This is a genomic window from Arcobacter peruensis, from assembly GCF_003711085.1.
Classification (GTDB): Bacteria; Campylobacterota; Campylobacteria; order Campylobacterales; family Arcobacteraceae; genus Poseidonibacter; species Poseidonibacter parvus.
Genome location: NZ_CP032363.1, coordinates 1,838,928 through 1,856,919 on the forward strand (window position 1 = coordinate 1,838,928; position 17,992 = coordinate 1,856,919).

The 17,992-nt window shown below is 26.8% G+C and carries 15 protein-coding genes; 4 read left to right on the top strand and 11 right to left on the bottom strand.

Features of this window, described 5'->3' with window-relative positions; all coding sequences use genetic code 11:
- Positions 1-33: 33 nt before the first annotated feature.
- A complete protein-coding gene (gene purM / locus D3Z07_RS09305; protein WP_122893718.1) occupies positions 34-1,029 on the bottom strand; it encodes a phosphoribosylformylglycinamidine cyclo-ligase in 996 nt (331 codons plus the stop codon).
- Positions 1,030-1,176: 147 nt separating this feature from the next.
- Between purM and coaE the strand changes: the two genes are divergently transcribed.
- Genes coaE through purT form a run of 4 tightly spaced genes read left to right on the top strand, consistent with a single transcriptional unit; the run spans position 1,177 to position 4,431 of the window.
- Complete coding sequence (gene coaE / locus D3Z07_RS09310; protein ID WP_122893719.1) at positions 1,177-1,767, top strand: dephospho-CoA kinase; 591 nt, start codon at positions 1,177-1,179, stop codon at positions 1,765-1,767.
- On the top strand, positions 1,764-2,513 hold the full coding sequence (dapF, locus tag D3Z07_RS09315; RefSeq protein WP_122893720.1) for a diaminopimelate epimerase: 750 nt from the start codon (positions 1,764-1,766) through the stop codon (positions 2,511-2,513). Before coaE ends, dapF begins: the two co-directional genes overlap by 4 nt.
- 1 nt (position 2,514) lies before the next feature.
- Positions 2,515-3,246: a glucosaminidase domain-containing protein gene (locus D3Z07_RS09320; RefSeq protein ID WP_122893721.1), complete on the top strand. Its 732-nt coding sequence runs from the start codon at positions 2,515-2,517 to the stop codon at positions 3,244-3,246.
- Positions 3,247-3,261: 15 nt separating this feature from the next.
- Entirely contained in the window at positions 3,262-4,431 is a 1,170-nt protein-coding gene (gene purT, locus D3Z07_RS09325; RefSeq protein ID WP_122893722.1) for a formate-dependent phosphoribosylglycinamide formyltransferase, read from the top strand.
- 38 nt (positions 4,432-4,469) lie between these two features.
- On the opposite strand, the gene D3Z07_RS09330 is transcribed toward purT, so the two are convergent.
- The 10 genes from D3Z07_RS09330 to D3Z07_RS09375 are packed head-to-tail and all read right to left on the bottom strand — an operon-like array spanning position 4,470 to position 17,944.
- The gene (locus tag D3Z07_RS09330) at positions 4,470-5,543 is read right to left on the bottom strand and encodes a hypothetical protein (protein ID WP_122893723.1); all 1,074 of its coding nucleotides are present in this window, start codon (positions 5,541-5,543) and stop codon (positions 4,470-4,472) included.
- A 9-nt stretch (positions 5,544-5,552) separates the two neighbouring features.
- Entirely contained in the window at positions 5,553-6,560 is a 1,008-nt protein-coding gene (locus D3Z07_RS09335; RefSeq protein WP_164707216.1) for a hypothetical protein, read from the bottom strand.
- Between the two features lie 19 nt (positions 6,561-6,579).
- On the bottom strand, positions 6,580-8,724 hold the full coding sequence (locus D3Z07_RS09340; protein ID WP_122893725.1) for a hypothetical protein: 2,145 nt from the start codon (positions 8,722-8,724) through the stop codon (positions 6,580-6,582).
- Positions 8,721-9,215 carry a hypothetical protein gene (locus tag D3Z07_RS09345; protein ID WP_122893726.1) on the bottom strand — a complete coding sequence of 165 codons (495 nt, stop codon included), beginning with the start codon at positions 9,213-9,215 and terminating at the stop codon, positions 8,721-8,723. The genes D3Z07_RS09340 and D3Z07_RS09345 overlap by 4 nt, the downstream gene beginning before the upstream one ends.
- Positions 9,208-9,963 (bottom strand): hypothetical protein, encoded by a 756-nt coding sequence (locus D3Z07_RS09350; protein WP_122893727.1) that lies wholly within the window; start codon positions 9,961-9,963, stop codon positions 9,208-9,210. Before D3Z07_RS09350 ends, D3Z07_RS09345 begins: the two co-directional genes overlap by 8 nt.
- Complete coding sequence (locus D3Z07_RS09355) at positions 9,951-11,609, bottom strand: GspE/PulE family protein (RefSeq protein WP_122893728.1); 1,659 nt, start codon at positions 11,607-11,609, stop codon at positions 9,951-9,953. The genes D3Z07_RS09350 and D3Z07_RS09355 overlap by 13 nt, the downstream gene beginning before the upstream one ends.
- Before the next feature lie 9 nt (positions 11,610-11,618).
- On the bottom strand, positions 11,619-12,635 hold the full coding sequence (locus D3Z07_RS09360; protein ID WP_122893729.1) for a hypothetical protein: 1,017 nt from the start codon (positions 12,633-12,635) through the stop codon (positions 11,619-11,621).
- A gap of 2 nt (positions 12,636-12,637) precedes the next feature.
- Positions 12,638-14,293 (bottom strand): hypothetical protein, encoded by a 1,656-nt coding sequence (locus D3Z07_RS09365; protein WP_122893730.1) that lies wholly within the window; start codon positions 14,291-14,293, stop codon positions 12,638-12,640.
- Between the two features lie 9 nt (positions 14,294-14,302).
- Positions 14,303-17,257, bottom strand: a complete 2,955-nt coding sequence (locus D3Z07_RS09370) for an RCC1-like domain-containing protein (RefSeq protein WP_122893731.1) — start codon at positions 17,255-17,257, stop codon at positions 14,303-14,305.
- Positions 17,258-17,944 carry a hypothetical protein gene (locus tag D3Z07_RS09375; protein WP_164707217.1) on the bottom strand — a complete coding sequence of 229 codons (687 nt, stop codon included), beginning with the start codon at positions 17,942-17,944 and terminating at the stop codon, positions 17,258-17,260.
- Positions 17,945-17,992: the final 48 nt, after the last annotated feature.

Below are 17,992 nucleotides of genomic sequence, written 5' to 3' on the forward strand. Positions count from 1 at the left end.
AGGCTTTAAATCTAAAAGAAGAAATTGAATTTATTAAATAAATTCAACACCTTTTTCTCCAGCTGCAATTTCACCAATAACATAACCATCAGTGTTAGCTAGAACTGCATCAACATTTGCAGGATTTACAACTAAAATCATACCAACACCCATATTGAATGTTCTGTACATTTCTTCAAGTTCTACATGTTGTCCCATAAATTCAAAAATAGGTAATACTTTAATTGAATCTCTTTTTACAACAGCTTTTAAATTATCAGGTAAAACTCTTGGTAAGTTTTCTGTAATTCCACCACCTGTAATATGTGCTAAGGCATTGATATTTTCTTTATTAGCTTTGAATTCTTTTACATAAATTCTAGTTGGCTCTAATAATACATCTTTTAAAGGCTTACCTTGGAAATCATCATCTAAACTCATTCCTAATTTTTCTAATAATAGTTTTCTAACAAGAGAGAAACCGTTTGAATGAACACCAGAAGATGGTAAGGCAATTAAAGTATCTCCTACTTCAATTTTTTCAATTCTATTTAGCTCTTCTTTTTCTGCAATTCCAACACAAAAACCAGCTAAATCAAAATCGCCGTCTTTATACATTCCCGGCATTTCAGCAGTTTCACCACCAACAAGTGCACACTCAGATCTAATACATCCTTCAGCAATACCTTTTACAACAGAAGTTGCTTCTTCAACTTCAAGTTTTGCAGTTGCATAATAATCTAGGAAAAATAATGGTTCTCCAAAATTACATAATAAATCATTTGTACACATTGCAACTAAGTCAATTCCAACTGTATCAAATTGTTTAGCATCAATTGCTAACTTTAATTTTGTTCCAACACCATCAGTACCTGATAGAATAACTGGTTGTTTGTAACCTTGTGGTAATTCAAAAGCACCAGCAAAAGAACCAATACCACCAAGAACACCAGGGATCATTGTAGATTTAACATGTGGTTTAATATTTTCTACGAACTGATTTCCTGCATCGATATCAACGCCTGCGTCTTTGTAACTTACTGTGCTCATTATTCACCTTTTTAATAGCTTATCTTTAATCTTAGATTAATTTTTAAATATTTTTGTATTATATCTAAATGTTTATAAATATTAATGCCCGAAAAGACAAACCTTCCTTCAATTTAAATAAATATTTATTATTGTAGAATTGTTTTTATGAGTAAAAATTTATTTAAAAATGCAATCGCCTTAACAGGTGGAATTTCAACAGGTAAAAGTACTGTTTGTAACATTTTAAAAGAACATGGTTTTTCTATAATTGATGCGGATAAAATTGCACACAAATTATTAGATGAAAGTTCAAATGAAATAGCTTCAATGTTTGGAGACAAATATGTCTTAGATGGAAAAGTAATAAGAAAAGAGCTAGGAAAAATTATATTTTCTAATGAAGAAAATAAATTGAAACTAGAAGCACTTCTTCATCCTTTAATAGAAAAGCAAATTATTGAAGAATCAAAAGTATTAGAAGAAAAAAATAAAACATACTTTATAGATATTCCTTTATTTTTTGAAAAAATGCATTATCCAATACCAAAATCTTTACTAGTATATACTCCAAAAGATATACAAACAAAAAGATTAATGAACAGAGATAATATTAGTGAAGATGAAGCAAAATTAAAAATGTCAAATCAAATGGATATTGAAGAAAAAAAGAGCTTATCTGATTTGATAATAGATAACTCAAAAGATTTAAAACATTTAGAAAATGAAATTAAAAAAATTATAAAGGTAATTACATGACATATACAAAATATTCTGCAAGTGGAAATGATTTTGTAATCTTTCATACATTTACAAAAAAAGATTATTCACAAGAAGCTATAAAACTTTGTAATAGAACAGAAGGTATTGGTGCTGATGGTTTAATTGTACTAGTTCCAAATGAAAATGCAGATTTTGAGTGGTTATTTTACAATAGTGATGGAAGTGATGCTTCAATGTGTGGGAATGGTACGAGAGCTTGTGCACATTATGCGTATACAAATGATTTAGCACCTAGTACTATGAACTTTTTAACTGGTGCAGGTTTAATAAAATCTATTGTTAAAAATTCAATCGTTGAAACACAATTAACAGCTCCAATTGTTATAAAAGAACAGTTCGAGCAAGAAGGATTCACTTGGTATTTAGTGGATACTGGGGTTCCACATTTGGTAACCATTGTAGATGACTTAGAAAAGTATGACCATGACTTGTGTGCAAAAATGAGATATGAACATAATGCAAATGTTAACTTTGCAAAAATAGAAGATAGTAAAGATGGAAAAGTTTTAAAAGTAAGAACTTATGAAAGAGGTGTTGAAGGTGAAACGCAAGCTTGTGGAACTGGAATGGCAGCTTGTTTTTTAAGAGCAAATAATCTAAATTTAGTAAAAGACAAAACTTTTGTTTACCCAAAAAGTGGGGAAGAACTTACTTTATCTTTGATTGATAGTACTATTTATTTCAAAGGTGCTGTTAAAAAAGTTTTTACTACAAGTTTTTAAAATGTTAATAAATAAATTTTTATTCTTTATCTTACTATTTAGCTCAGCTATTTTTGCAAAAGGTATGCCAAAAGAGTATTTTGAGATTAAAGATAGAGAAAAGCAAAAGATTTATTTTTTCGAATATATTTATAAACTAAGTAAAAATGAAAATGAAAAGATTTTAAAAGAAAGAAATTTTGTAAAAAATGTATTAAATTCTAACTTATTGAATATTGATACTAATTCAGATGAATTCTTAAAACTTTTAAAAATAAAGAAAAAATACCGAATTAAAAAGCTTTATGATTTAAAATCTTATATGAGTAAAATTGATGTAATTCCTCCAGCGTTGAGTCTATCTCAAGCTGCGATTGAAAGTGGTTGGGGGAAAAGTCGTTTTGTAAAAGAAGCAAATAATATATTTGGGCATTGGACATATAGTTCAAAAATTGGAATGATTCCAAAACAAAGAAATGCTGGAGCTAAACACTTTATTAGAGTGTTTAAAACAATGCAAGCATCAGTTAATGCTTATATGCTAAACCTTAATAGAAATAATGCCTATAAAGCTTTTCATAAAAAAAGATATGCAATAAGATTAAAAAATAAGAAACCAACAGGTCTTGAACTTTCACAAACTATGATAAACTATTCAGGAATTGCAGAAGAATATTTAAGAATTTTAAAAAAAGTAATTTTAAAAAACAATCTAAAGAAATATGATAAAAGATTTTATCAACAAATTAAATAAACATAAGGAAAATAAATGAATTTTACAGCACCATTAAAATCTGACTCAATAAAAATAATGCTTTTAGGAAGTGGAGAACTTGGGAAAGAAGTAGTGATTGAAGCACAAAGATTAGGTATTGAGACAATTGCCGTTGATAGCTATAATAACGCACCTGCACAATTAGTAGCAAATAAATCATATACAATCAATATGAAAAATGAAAATGAAATACTTGATGTAATTAGAAGAGAAAACCCTACATATATCTTACCAGAAGTTGAAGCTATTAATATTCAAGCGCTTTTTACAGCTGAAAAAGAAGGTTTTCATGTAATTCCAAATGCTGATGCTGTTAATAAAACAATGAATAGAAAAAATATTAGAGAATTTGCAGCAGTTGAACTTGGTGTTAAAACAGGTGGGTATGAATTTGTTACTACTTTAGACGCTTTAAAAATAGCTGCACAAAAAATGGGCTTTCCTTGTGTAATTAAACCAGTTATGAGTTCATCAGGTCATGGTCAAAGTGTTGCAAAAAGTCCTGATGATATTGAAAAATCATGGGAAATTGCAAAAGAAGCTAGAGGAGATGCTAGTGAGTTGATTGTTGAAGAGTTTATCACTTTTGATTATGAAATTACAATGCTTACTGTACGAAATGAAAAACAAACTGTATTTTGTGAACCAATTGGTCACATACAACAAGATGGTGACTTTATTTTCTCATGGCAACCAATGAATATGAGTGAAGAGGCTAAGAAAAAAGCACAAAATATTGCTAAAACTGTTACTGATGGGCTTGGTGGTCGTGGTATTTTTGGTGTAGAGATGTTTGTAAAAGGAGATGAAGTTTATTTTTCTGAAGTAAGTCCTAGACCTCATGATACAGGAATGGTTACTATGATTACACAAAGTCAAAGTGAATTTGCACTTCATGTAAGAGCTGTTTTAGGATTACCTTTAGATTATATTGATTATGGTGCGGGTGCAAGTGCTGCTTATAAAGCAAGAAATGATAGCTTTAATCCAGCAATAGATATTTTTGATCAGTCATTTACAAAAGATTCAATTATAAGAGTATTTGGTAAGCCTCAAAGCCATGTAGGAAGAAGAATGGCTGTTGCTCTTACATTTGATAAAGATTCAAGTGATAAAGCTTTACAAAAAGCTAAAGAGATTATTGGTAACTTTGACGATAAATAGAGGTCTTAGATAAAACTAAAGAATATCTTTAGTTTTATCTATATTTTAAAAGAACAACTATATAACATACCTTCATTTTCAATACTACTTACTTCAACTTCAGCATTCATCATATTAGCAAAGTTTTTAGCTTCAATAGTATATTTGTTTTCACTATCTGAAAGAAACAAGGTGTGAATATTTTTAACTTCAAAACCATTATTTCTAACAAGTAATTGAATGTTTTTCTTATGTTTGAAAATACTAACTTCTATTAATTTGTTAATCTTTCCTTTTTTCATCTCTTTTTTAACTAAATCCATACAAGATTGTTCAATAAAAGACGATATTATATTCTCTAAAAATGAAATATTTATATTTATAGGCTTTCTTAAATTTAAATCATAATTATAATCTAAATTAATTTTATATCTAAAGTTTGCATAGATATAGTTATCAGCTCTTCTTTTATGTAGCTCTAGTAAAGAGTTTAAAACCGTTAATTCTTTAACTTTTTCATTTTCTTTGTTAAAATTATTGATTAAATACTCAAACTTTTTTAATTCTTCAAAATGTAGAGCAAAAGTATCAATTAATTCAAAGATAAACGTACTATTGATTAAATCTTCAACTCCAAGTTTATTTAAATATTTATCAACAATTGTAGTATCAAACATACTAACTAAATATTTTAAATTAAATATTTTATTTTTTATATTAGATAGTTCTTCTATATCATTCAAAAGATTTTTTTTAGAATTAGCATGCATAACTTTTGTTTCAAGATCCATTTTTATCAAATCTAAAAAGTTTTTGTCATCGTATATTAAATTTGTAGTCTCAATTTGACTAGATTTATTACACTCTAATAATAAAAATCTCATATACTCTTTTACAACATCTAAAGATTTATCTAGTTCTGAATGAATTAAAAGAATCCTTTCTTGCATTAATTCATGCTGATCATTTAATATCTGTCTATTTAATTTTGTTTTACCACCATTCTCACTTATAAGAATTTCATCAAAAATGAATAGTTTATTAAATAGCTCATTAAAAGGTTTTATTTCTTCAGAAATATTTTTTATATGATGATTAATTTTTTCATTACATTCACCTATTATATTAGCCAAAATGATACCTTATTGACAATTTTCATCATCTGTAGATAAATTATTATCTGCTAGTTGAACCCAGTTAGAATCCTCATCAACAACCATTACATCACCTGATTTCTTTTTATAAATAGTATCTAAATGTAACCACTTACCTTTCTTTTCTTGAATTGTAAATTGATCATTTATTCTTAATATTCTTAATATTGTAGCATCAAGTTTACTTTGATTTCTAACATTTAAATTACTTATATGAACTGTATATAAACATGCAGACACACTTTTTTCTATTTTTTCTTTTTTAATTTGTTTATTTTTAATTTTTGCAAAAGATTCTTTTACACTATAAGCTTTCTCTTTTTTAATCTTTTTTTCTTTCTTTGCAGTTTCTTTTTTTGCTTTTGGTTCTTTTTTTAGGTCACTAACTGAGGTACCATAATTACTTAGATAAACTAAATATCCATACTCTTCATCGACTTTTTTATAAAGTTTAATTGTTTTAGTTCTTACATCAATTTTTATAATCTTATGACCTAAAATATAATCACCTTTTACATATCTTCCTTCAATATTAGAACTTAACTCATCATTTGCTTTAGAATTCTTTTTTTCATCAAGTTTTAAAATCACATAATCTTTTCCATTAAAAGAGTACATACTTTTAATCTTAATATCTCTTAAGTTCTTTGTTCTTGTAAAATCACTAGTAAGTCTTGCCATTTCATTTTGATGTTTAAATACGTTTTTTTCATAATCTTCTTGTGATAGTTCTGGTTTCTCTACATAATTAGGCTGTTGTCCAAGATTTGTATTTTGATTAAAATTAGTTTTATTATTAGCTTTATTTTGTATTGAATCAATTTGCTGTTCTAAGTAATCTTTTTCAAGTCCTGTTATACTTTTGAAGAAGTTTTTTGATTGTTGATCTAAAACGTCTAACTTATCCATATTCTCTATTGTTTCTTTATTAACTTCATTAGCATGTAAATTAATAATTGTAAATATAAATACAATAATTAAACTAATTTTTTTCATTTTTTTCCTTTTTAAACTTCTACTTAAATTCAAATTCATAATTAAATCCACCTATATATGTTGGGTATTTTATATAAAAATCATTTCCTGATGAATTCCAATCCCCTGATGTCATTTTAGTTAGTGAAGGATTTCCACCTTCTACAACTAAAAAATCCTTATCCAAATCATATAGATTTGTATTAAAAACTGGTAACATAAAAGTATTCCCTTTTGAATTTGAAGCATCATAAAATGACATTTGTCCCCAACAATACATTTGATTATCAGCAGATATTCCACACATACTGTTATCTTCTTCTATCACTTTTATTTTTTTCCATTTAATTTCTTTTATCGCAGAAGTAAAAAACTCATCTTCCTCATCATCTTTAAGATAATCACCTTTAAGTTCATTTCCACTATTAACCCATACGATACCTGTTTGAGTAAAATCAACTGATAATATTTCCTTATCATTTGTATCACTATAACTTGAATGCTTTTTTATTTCATCTGAAATATTTATAACTACAGGTTTCTCATCATCTTTTTGATATATCTTATAAAATTCATCATATAAAGATACTCCAATAAAAGCATCTACTCCACCTTTGATACTTTTAAAACTTATATCACCTGCATCAACTTTTAAAGGATGACAAAGATTGGGAAGGGAATCTTCTGATTCATCTTCCCATGTTGTAACTTCACAGGCAGTGCCATCTTTTCTACCCCAAATATAAATATCGCCACTTTGAGACAATGCTCCAAGCTTTTTAGCATTACTACTTGTTAATAAATATGTTATCTTAGTAAACTTAACATCTTTTCCATCATCTGTAACTACAATTTTTTTTGGGTCCAACATTTCATCTTTAACTGTTGAACTTTTATAGTTATATGTTTTTTCTCCATTACCTGAAAAGCCTTTTCCTGTATCATATCCCCATCTGAAAAGCTCTCCCTCATCAGATAATATAATCCAGATTTGTTCATCTGCAAATATCTCTAAAGCCTTATTATCTTCACCATTAAAAAACTTACTCTTGTATAGCATTTCCTTTTTCACTTTTGGGTCATAATTTATTACATATGTTTCTTCATCACTTCCAACAACATGCGTAAAATAATTCCCAAAAGAATAATCATCAGCTGTTATTCCTCCACAATAAAGTGCTCCATCAACACTAATTCCACACGTACTATTATAAGATGAACTGAATAAATCTATAAATTTAGGTCGTAAAGGTGAAGAAAAATAGTTTTTACTTTCCATAGTACTATCGTAAGATTTAACTTTAGCTCGAACCAATCCTGCGACAACGGGATACTTCGTACCCGCTGTTCCTTCTTTATTAGTATAACTATTTGAACCTAATCCAAGTTTTTGACTTGCATTGTTACCCCATGTATAAATATCACCATTTATAAGAACTCCACCTGAACTTCTTCCAAATTGAATAACTGTTTTTCCAATATCTTCACTTGTGTCACTTACTTGTATAATTCCAACATCATTACCTATATTTATATATTCTACTGCAATATTTTTTTCTATATTTAATATTTTTTGTCCTGGATATAATAATCCTTTCCCACTAATATTAGCAGATGAAACATTTCCATCATCATCAATAAAATTTGCATCAGGATAAACAATAAGCTTATCATCATAAGAATACATTAATTTTGTACTTGTTTTATACCAATGAAGTACACCTTTATCATCCAAAACATATTTAGGATAAGTTACTTTTGTTATATCAGATGTATATTTTAAAATATACTTTTCTTTTGTAGACAATACTATCTCTACATTTTCATTTAATTTACTACTAGGTGCTTTAGTATAAACTCTATTTTTATTTGAATAATATTCATCATAAAGTGCTGATTTTACAGTTAATGGCATTGGATTAATTAGATATGTTTTTGTTGAATGAAGAGTTAAATTAGTATTAAATAAATTAGATTTACTAAAACCATTTGGTAAATCTAAATCAGATATAGAAATAGGCTTAGCTCCTTTTTCCATAATATATAATTTATAAGCTTTTGCAATTTGCTCTTCTTTTTTTATAAGTTTTTTTACTTTTGATAAAGATATAGTATCAAAGTACATCTCTTTTGAATACAAAGATATTGATAATAAAAATAAAATAAAAAACTTAATAAAAATCATTTTTTAATATCCTTTGGCTTTGATATATAGTTTACAAAATATATAGTATTATTTTTGTCACTTTTTTTCATTTCACCTAAATATGAAAGAATTCCCTCTCCTGCTTTTAACCCTTCTTTACTTCTTGCTGTTAGTTGCGCAACCAAAATATAGTTATCAATGCACATTTTTTTTGAATTTAAATATTTTAAATTATAATCTAAAACAGACATTCTTTCAAAAATATCTTTCACTTTTTTATCTATTTCATCTTTTTTAATATATCGTGATTCTACTTCTTTTATTTTTTCTTTTTTTCTTATAACCAATCGTTTTAAACTAACAGTTTCTTGTTTCTTTATTTGTAGTTCTTTTGTAAGTCTGTCTTTTTCAAATAAGATTTGAAAAAAGCTTGCTAATTTAAAAAAGAAAAAACCTATGATATAAGCTAGCAAAACAAATAAACCGACTTTTATTATTAATTTATATCTTTTTTTATTTATACTAATCATTTTTCACCTCAACAGATGTAATACAACCAGTTAAGTCTTTATATTTTTTATCTTCTCTTTTTAAAAGTATTTTTTGTCTATGAATTAATCTATTTTCTATTTTTATTTCTCTTTTTAACTTTTCCAAAGGCTGAGTGTAAATATATTTTTTAGTTACCATATCTAATCCAATAAATACAATCCATAAAATAAGTAGAGTAAACCCTAGAAGAAAAAAACTCTTACTAAAGTGTGATTTTAAGGTATCTAATTCATTTAATGGTTTTATTAATTCATCAACATTACCTAAGCTTTGTGCAATTTCTTCATTAAGTTCATTTTTTGTATTTTGTTTTAAAATGTGCTCAACTGCACTTTTGTATTTTGATTTAATCACATAATAGTATTTTTCAATTGTTCCACCACTAGAAAGCATTGCTATATGCTTTGTAATTAGAATAGATTTTATAATATCATCTGTAATAAAATTTTGATTTATTTTTGCAGAATAAACAGTTTTGTGATTAAATAAAATAAAGTATTCACTATCTGTAATATGTACTAATATTTGATTTTTATTCAAGTGCTTTTTTGATAATAAATTTAATGAATATATTGTATCTGTTACATCATATTTTGATAAATAAACACTATATTTTTTAAAAGAATCATAGGTAAACATTTTTTGCGATATATCAAATTCATCATTAAGATAAAAAGCTTCGTTATCTTCTTTAGTTTGGAAATCGGTTACTACTAATCGTACCATACTTCCTCCCCTTTAATAATAGCAGTAGCATCAGATTTTGTGATAAACCCAGCATGATATTGTGCCATACAAGCTTTTTCTACTGTCATATATTCAGCAGGGTTTTCAAAGTCTCCACCAAAACCAAGTTTAAATCTAATAACCTCAGCAATAGGAACCCTATCTTTGAATCCACTTTGATTACACTCATCACACCCTACTTTTGCGTAACCACCTTCACCATCTTCTTCTTTACAATATTCACAAAGTTTACGAACTAATCTTTGAGACACAATACCTCTTAAGTTATCTACAACATCACCTTCATTAATACCTAGTGAACTTGTCATTCTAGATACTGTAGCAGGTGCAGAGTTGGTATGCATAGTAGAGAATACCAACTGTCCTAAGTTTGATGCATTTACAAGTTGTGATGCAGTTTCTGGTTCTCTTGTTTCCCCAATAAGTATAATGTTTGAATCCTGTCTTAAAATATCAACAACTGCTTCGGGGTAACCATATTTAAACTCTTCACTTGCACTTGCAAACTCAGATAAATCAATTTGAAAGAAAGATTCATCTACATACTCAACAGGATCTTCAATAGTAATAACATACTGTTGCTGTTTTGCAAGTTGTTGTAAAAGTGCATACATTAAGTGTGTTTTACCAGAACCAACTTGTCCAGTAATTAAAATCATACCATTTGAGTATTTTGTTAGATTATCAAGAATATCAACAGTTTCATCAGGATAGTTAAGTCCTCGTAAATTATGAGAAACAACACCTTTCCCACCAATCATTCTCATTACAAGTGAAAAGTTTAGTTTTGAGTTAATAAGACCAAGTCTAAATTTGATATTTTTCTTTCCATAATCATAATTTATAACACCATTAATTGATTCAAAATCAGAATCTTCTTGATCTGCCATTGTTACAAGACGTCTTTTAATAGTTTTTGCAATTGCAATAGGCATTGTTCCCATATCAACTTTAATACCATCAATTCTAAACCATAAAGAAGCATATCTATTTGTCTTTTGGATATGTATATCTGAAGCACCTAATAAAATAGCTTGACCCATCATTTTATCAAAGTACTTATCTATTTCGGCATCATTATCTGTATCAGTATTTGAACCGAAAATAATCTCTCTATCTTCACCAAATACAGAAGATAATACACCCTCACCTAAAACAACAATTTTTGTAAAATAAAATTTACTTAAAATTTCGAAATCTAAATTTACAACATCCCTAATACCTAGAACCTTGTTTTTAGTTTTTTTATCTTCAAGTGTAATAATATACATAGTCGTACAAAATTCTAATTTTCTTTCATCTAATTGAAAAGATGTATCTTGATAATGCTTAGAAAGTTCATTATATGAAGCATAATATTCATAACCTAAACTTCTTACAAATTCTGCATATTTAGTTTCATTTGCGATTAAATCACCATAACCACCAGATAAATTAAATCTATCTTTTATAACATCTTCAATTAATGTTCCTAAAACAGCATCTTTTTCTTCTTCTTTTTTTATATAACTTGTAACTAATTCTTTTTTCTCTTTATATAATTCTTTAAGATTAATCTTGTTGTTTTTCTTAGCTAAATTAGTAAGGCTTTTTGTTTTGTAATTTTTTAATAATTTTTTTAGCATATTTTCTTCTTATTGATACAATGTTTTAAAAGTAAATGTACTAATAACTAAATTTATAATATCTGAGCCTATTATAACCGTAACAAGCATTGCTATTAACCAAAAAAGAAGTCTCCATTGAATAACCATATATGCAATATTTTTCTCATACATCGTATCACATGTTTGATATAAAGCTTTTGTAACATCAGCAAAACTAGTTTGACTAAGTTCTGAAAGTTTTATATCTGCTGTAATTAATGGAGGAAAATTATATTTTTCAAAAACTAAAAAAAGTTTTCTATTTTTATTTATAATTTCAGCAAGTTCTGCAAAGAAAGGTCTTAATCCTACTTTAAAATAATCTTTTGATAAAATCATAGATGTTTTATGGAAAGAAATACCAGCACTTAACATACCATTTAAAATCCTAAACATAAACCTACCATCAGAATAACATTGTGTTTTAAATACTTTATAAAGCCATTCTGGTCTATATTTTTCTGTATATATATATCCTAAAAAAATAAACAAGGTAATAAATATAGATATTCCTAAACCTAAGTATGCAAAATCATAAGTAAAATATGCAGGAACGCCTAAAAAAGACTCTACGTCAGAGTTTAATTTTCGCAAACCTACTAAATCTTTTTCAAGCATTCCTAAATATAGAATCAAGCCATAAAAAGAAAATATTATAATCAATAAAGGCACAAAAATAGGATTAATCATTTTTGGTAAAAGATTTGAATTTGCTTTTTCAAAAGATTGTACAAGCTTCAAGCCATCAACTGTATTTGTACTATTTACTACTAAACTATATTGAAAATCATTTAAAAACTTATTTTTATGAAGTATTGCTTCTAACTTATGCTTTCCAATTTCCATATCTCTAATAGCAGATTCTAGTCTTTTTTTGAATCTTGTTTCTTTAGTAATTTGCTCTTTGTATAAAAGTAAAGCTTTTCTTGTATTAGATCCATTTTCTAATTTTGTTACTAAATAATCTAGTAAAAATTGTTCATATGGATCAGCAAACATACTCATTATTAAAAGCCTTTAATGCTTTTTACAGAAACAACATAAACTATTTCTCTTCTTACATACTCTTTTGAATCACTTCCACCAATAGCAAAACCTTCTAAAGGAAGTATTCCTTCATATTCTTTTGAATCATCATGAACAATAATAGAACCTACAATTGCTGTCTCACCTACTTTTATTTCTCTAGATATATTATAACTTTGGTCTTTGTATTCAGGTAATTGAATCGTTGAGTCTCCAACTGTTGCTTCTGAAATTTTAATTAATTTTTTAATATTTGGAGTAATATTTAAAAACACTTTATCTCTAGATATTTTACCCATTGCAGTTATTGATGTTCCATCTTTAATTGTATTTACTGTTGCTTCTGAAGTTGTAACATTATCATTTACTGTTGTTTCTATTTTTTCAATATAATCTGTATTTTGACTAATTGATTGTACTGAAGGGATATTGTTTTTTAGAACCATTAAATTTTTACTATAACTAAGGATTTTTCCAATACCATTATTAGCAGTTGCTACAACTTTTAAAAGTCTTGTTGCATTATCACTTGTAAAACCTAAAGCTCCACCTGTTGCTATACTTTTTATAATTCCTGCGTCTGCATTTGTCTGTCTATCAGAAGAGATTGAACCAATACCATATTCTTGATTTTTATTTAAAACTAATTCTATTCTTTCAAATTCAATAGTAGCTTCTCTTGCAAAACTTTCTTCATAAGCTTTTGCAATTGTTCTAAGTGCTTGTTCAATACTTTTTGTAGATTTTAAGAAAATCAATCCACTTGATTTATCAATATGATATGTAGAGATACTATCATTTCCAATAATATTTTTTATCATTTTATCTAACTCATCATATAAAACTATTTCAGAACTATTTTCTACTGTACTTTCACCAGAAGTTTCACTTGATGAAGTTTCATTCGTTGTAGTGATATTTAACAAAGGGATATTCAGTTCAACTACAACATCTTTATATCTTCTAATATTTATCATCTCTTTTTCATAATCAATATCTACATAAACATTTTTTGCATGTGCTAAAGAATTTATTGCATTAACTAAGTTTTTTGATTTTACTGAAATAATACTACTTTGAAATTCATCTCTGTTTTTAATATAATTCCCAATAGATACTTCATATCCAGATTCAGCAGTTATAAGTTTAATTAGCTCTTCTACAGATATTTGACCATCTAAATTAAAAGGAATATGCTTTATTGACTGTTTTTTACTTTCACTTATATTTAGAAGTTTTACTAAGTAAATAGAACCACTTTTCTTGATAAAAAGTTCTTTGTCTAACACTGCATTTAAATATTGATTTAACTCTGTCATATTTCGAATTTTCATTCTACTTTTTGGAACTAAGATATCACTACTTTTTAAATAATAAAAATTTCCATCAATAATTTCAAGTTCTTTAAGAACATCTCCTAAAGACTTATCACTTAAGATATCAATAAATTGTTTATTTTTTGTTTTTTCATCAACTAGTTTACTTGAATATGAATTTCTAATTTTTCCATAACTCTTTTCATTAACTGTTTGTTTTGCATCAGATATCATTTCATTATGATAATTCTTTTGTGAACAACCTGTTATAAATAGCAGAGCTGTTGCAAACAGTAAAATACTTTTTAAAGTATAACGCATTCTTTTCCCTTATTTAAAATAAAAACCATAATCAAATCCTCCAATATATGTTGGAAATCTAAGAAAAAGTTTCCCATTTGAATAATATGGAGAATAAGACATTTGATTCTTTTTTTCACTCTCTTGTGTAATAAATAATTTATTTATATTTATATTACCTATATCATATAAAGATGTACTTAAAATCGGTATACTTCTTCCTATATTTCCCCAACAATACATTTGAGACTTAGTACCTAAGCCTGTCATTGCACATACAAATTTTTTGTTTGTTTCTTTTACTTTTACATGAACATTATCTATTCCCCAAGATTCATCATTTAAGTTTTGCCAAGCTATACTCCATTCATTGGATCCTAGTTCACCAGAAGGAAGAAGTCTTGTACTAAATCTTACTTTTAACTTTCCATCTTCATCTAACTTATGTCTTAATTTATAGTGATATTTTTCATCATTATATTTAGAAGCAGTTACGCTTGTACCATACAGATGAACTAAATTTTGAATTGAAACACCTGTATCATTTGTATCTTCAAAGGATTGATGATTATCATGAATAAACCCATCATCTGTAAAATTCACTCCATTTAGCTCAACATTAAGTTTTTCAAAATCCCAAGAATCTATTTCAAAAAAATCGAACTCAAATTCAATCTCATTATTTGCATAAGTATTACCAAAATCATATGTTTTTTCTAAATATTCCGTACCAATAGCTACCACGCCTAAAATTCTTGTAGGATCAATTCTATTTGCATCATCATATCCACCACCTGTTTTAATAGCAGTAGGAGGATATGTTGTTCTTGTTACTCTATCAGTATCAGTATCATAAGGATTATCATCTGCACTTTTTACTAAACCTACTCCATCACTTGTTTTATCGTATATATTCCAGCCTGAACTTGCAACTTTTGAAATATCTTCAAAGTCTTCAAACTCTTCTGTTATTACATTATCCAATTTAAAAATAGACACATTGGCAAAATTTGCTAATTTCTCTCCATTATCACGAGTTGATTTTGTATTTAATTTAGTTATTGAATCATTAAATAATCTTATATTATTATTAGTAGTACATGCTTCAGTTTCATTTGATTTCATACATTTAAGCAAAGTATCACTACCAAGTAATTCTAACTCATCAGTAACATATAAATAAAACTCATCATCATTAGAATCTTTATATGCAGATACGCTGATTGCAGAGTTTGGTATGCTATTAATCTCCTCAACTTTATCATCACCTGTTGTAATATAAAAAACATTTCCAGTACTTTTTAATATAAATTCATTTGTACTTACAAAGATTGCATCTTTATTAAATGTAATTGTTTCAGCTAATTTAGTAGGTCTATAATAAATAGTACCATTAGGTCGTTCACCCCAAATCCAAAAAACTCCATCTTCATCAATTGCTCCTAAGCCTTTTATATCTCTTAATGCAAATATTTTTTCAAACTTCGGATATGAGTTTTCATCATTTTCATCAATATATACAGGTTTATTATTTATTAAAAATTTATCATCACTTCCAATTCCTAAAGCACCTTTATAGTTTCTTCCAAAAGAGTAAATTTTTCCTTCATCTGATAAAACGATTGCTGTATCTTCTATCATTACAATATCTTGAAGATAAATTTCATCATCATTATCATCATCTATCAAATCATCTTTTCCATCAGCAAAAAAGATACTTTTCTTTAAAATTGAACTATTTTTAGTTATATCTTCTTCATCATCTACATCTTCAAAATGAGTAGAAGAAAGTATTCCGTTACAATATAAATCTCCTCCAGTTTTATATGCAGAGTTTTCAATTTCAATTATTGCAGTAATTGCACATACATTTGTACTATTCATTGCCATCTTATCAAATTTTACTCGATATGGATTGTTGTACCAGCTTTTATCATTTCTTGACACATTATTTATCTTTGTAGTATCATCAATTTGGACTTTTAACATAACGGGTGTATTTACATAATCAGGACTTAACGTAATATCTAGCTGTCCATAACTTTCTATTCCCACTTTCTTATAATCATTATTTCCCCAACAAGAAATATCACCTTTTACAAGCATACATCCACCATCTTGTCTAAAAAGCAAATCATTTGAATCAGAAACATAATTATCAATTAGGTCATTTATATTTTCAATATCTTCTGTTTGACTTAAAGTTGATCCCAAATATTCAGGGATCCAAGGAGGGCTAGTTTCTCCTTGATAATAGTATTCATACCATATTCCATTTTTACTAGCATATGCAACATCACCAATTGTTGCTTTTATATATTGTAAATCATCTATATCTTCAACATAAACTGGTGATTCTTGATATACTGTAATTGAATCATCATTTTTACAATATTTTAAAGTTAATTTTTCACCTTTTAATTCATAATAATAATTTCCAGGAGTACAAGCTTGACTATCAAGTTTTATTGTATTAACTTCTGGGCTGATAAGATTTAAGGTATCAACTATTTCTTTTTGAATATTAGAATATATTACTTGAGAACCTATTAATAAATTCTCTTCCTTTTTATCTTCAGGTGCTAAAGTATTTACTCTAAAAATCCTACTTGTATAAAAATTGTATATATATAATAAAGTATCATCATAGTTTGTTTTTCTAGTATTACCAATATAATCAACAACTCCTCTAATAAAAAAGTTATGACTACCCGTATCATAATAAACACTCATATCTTCAGATGTAATTGGATTTGTTCTATTAAAACCACTTCCTAAGTAATCATCTACTTCTAATTTTTCCCAAGCTAATATATTTTCACTTGTTTTTGGAATTGTACCTGTTTGAAGAATATATTTATTAATTGCAAGGGCTATATATTCTTCTTTTTGAATTACTTTTTTAAGTGCATTCATTCTAGATATATTTTGACTATTTGCAAAACTTATATTTATAAATAAGAAAAAGAAAAGTAAATATTTCATTTAATCAATCCTAACAATATCTATAGATAAATCACTAGATAATTTTAAGTATTTATCGCCATCTTTTACAAAAATCGTTGAACCTGTTTTTAAATTATCTAACTTTGAATTTGTTAGAAGTCCTGCTGTACTAATTGTTATATTGCCATCTTCAAAATCAGAAATGCTGTATTCGATCCAATACGAATCACCGTCATACCATTTAATAGACTTTGAATTTGCAATACAATATGTATTTATTAGTGTTGGTGTACATTTAGGGTTTATTGAAGAACCTGTTTTTAGTATTGCAAAAATATTCTCTGCTTCTTTTGATTTTAATTCGAAAGATATATAAGAGTTACTTGAGTCAATATCTTCAGGTGTATTATTAACATTTGTAGTTTCATATACAGTATAAGCAGTAGTCATATCTCGATATAATTCTCTTTTGTATAAGCCAATTACATATTCTTGTGTATCTTTATTTGTTATTGCATAATTAATTTTTAAATTACTTCCATCTAAAGTTATACTAGCTCCAAATCTATTTGTATCAGTAAAGTTACTGCCTAAATAATCATCTGTTTTCAATTTTTCTAGCGTTGGGATTTTAAACTCTTGCAGTAAATATTTTTCAAAATTATTAGCTATTTTTTCTTCTATTTCAATCATATTTTGTACATATAAAACATTCTGTTGTTGCATTACTAGGGTATCTTTAGCATTAAGAAAACTCAAAAAAAGAAATAAAAA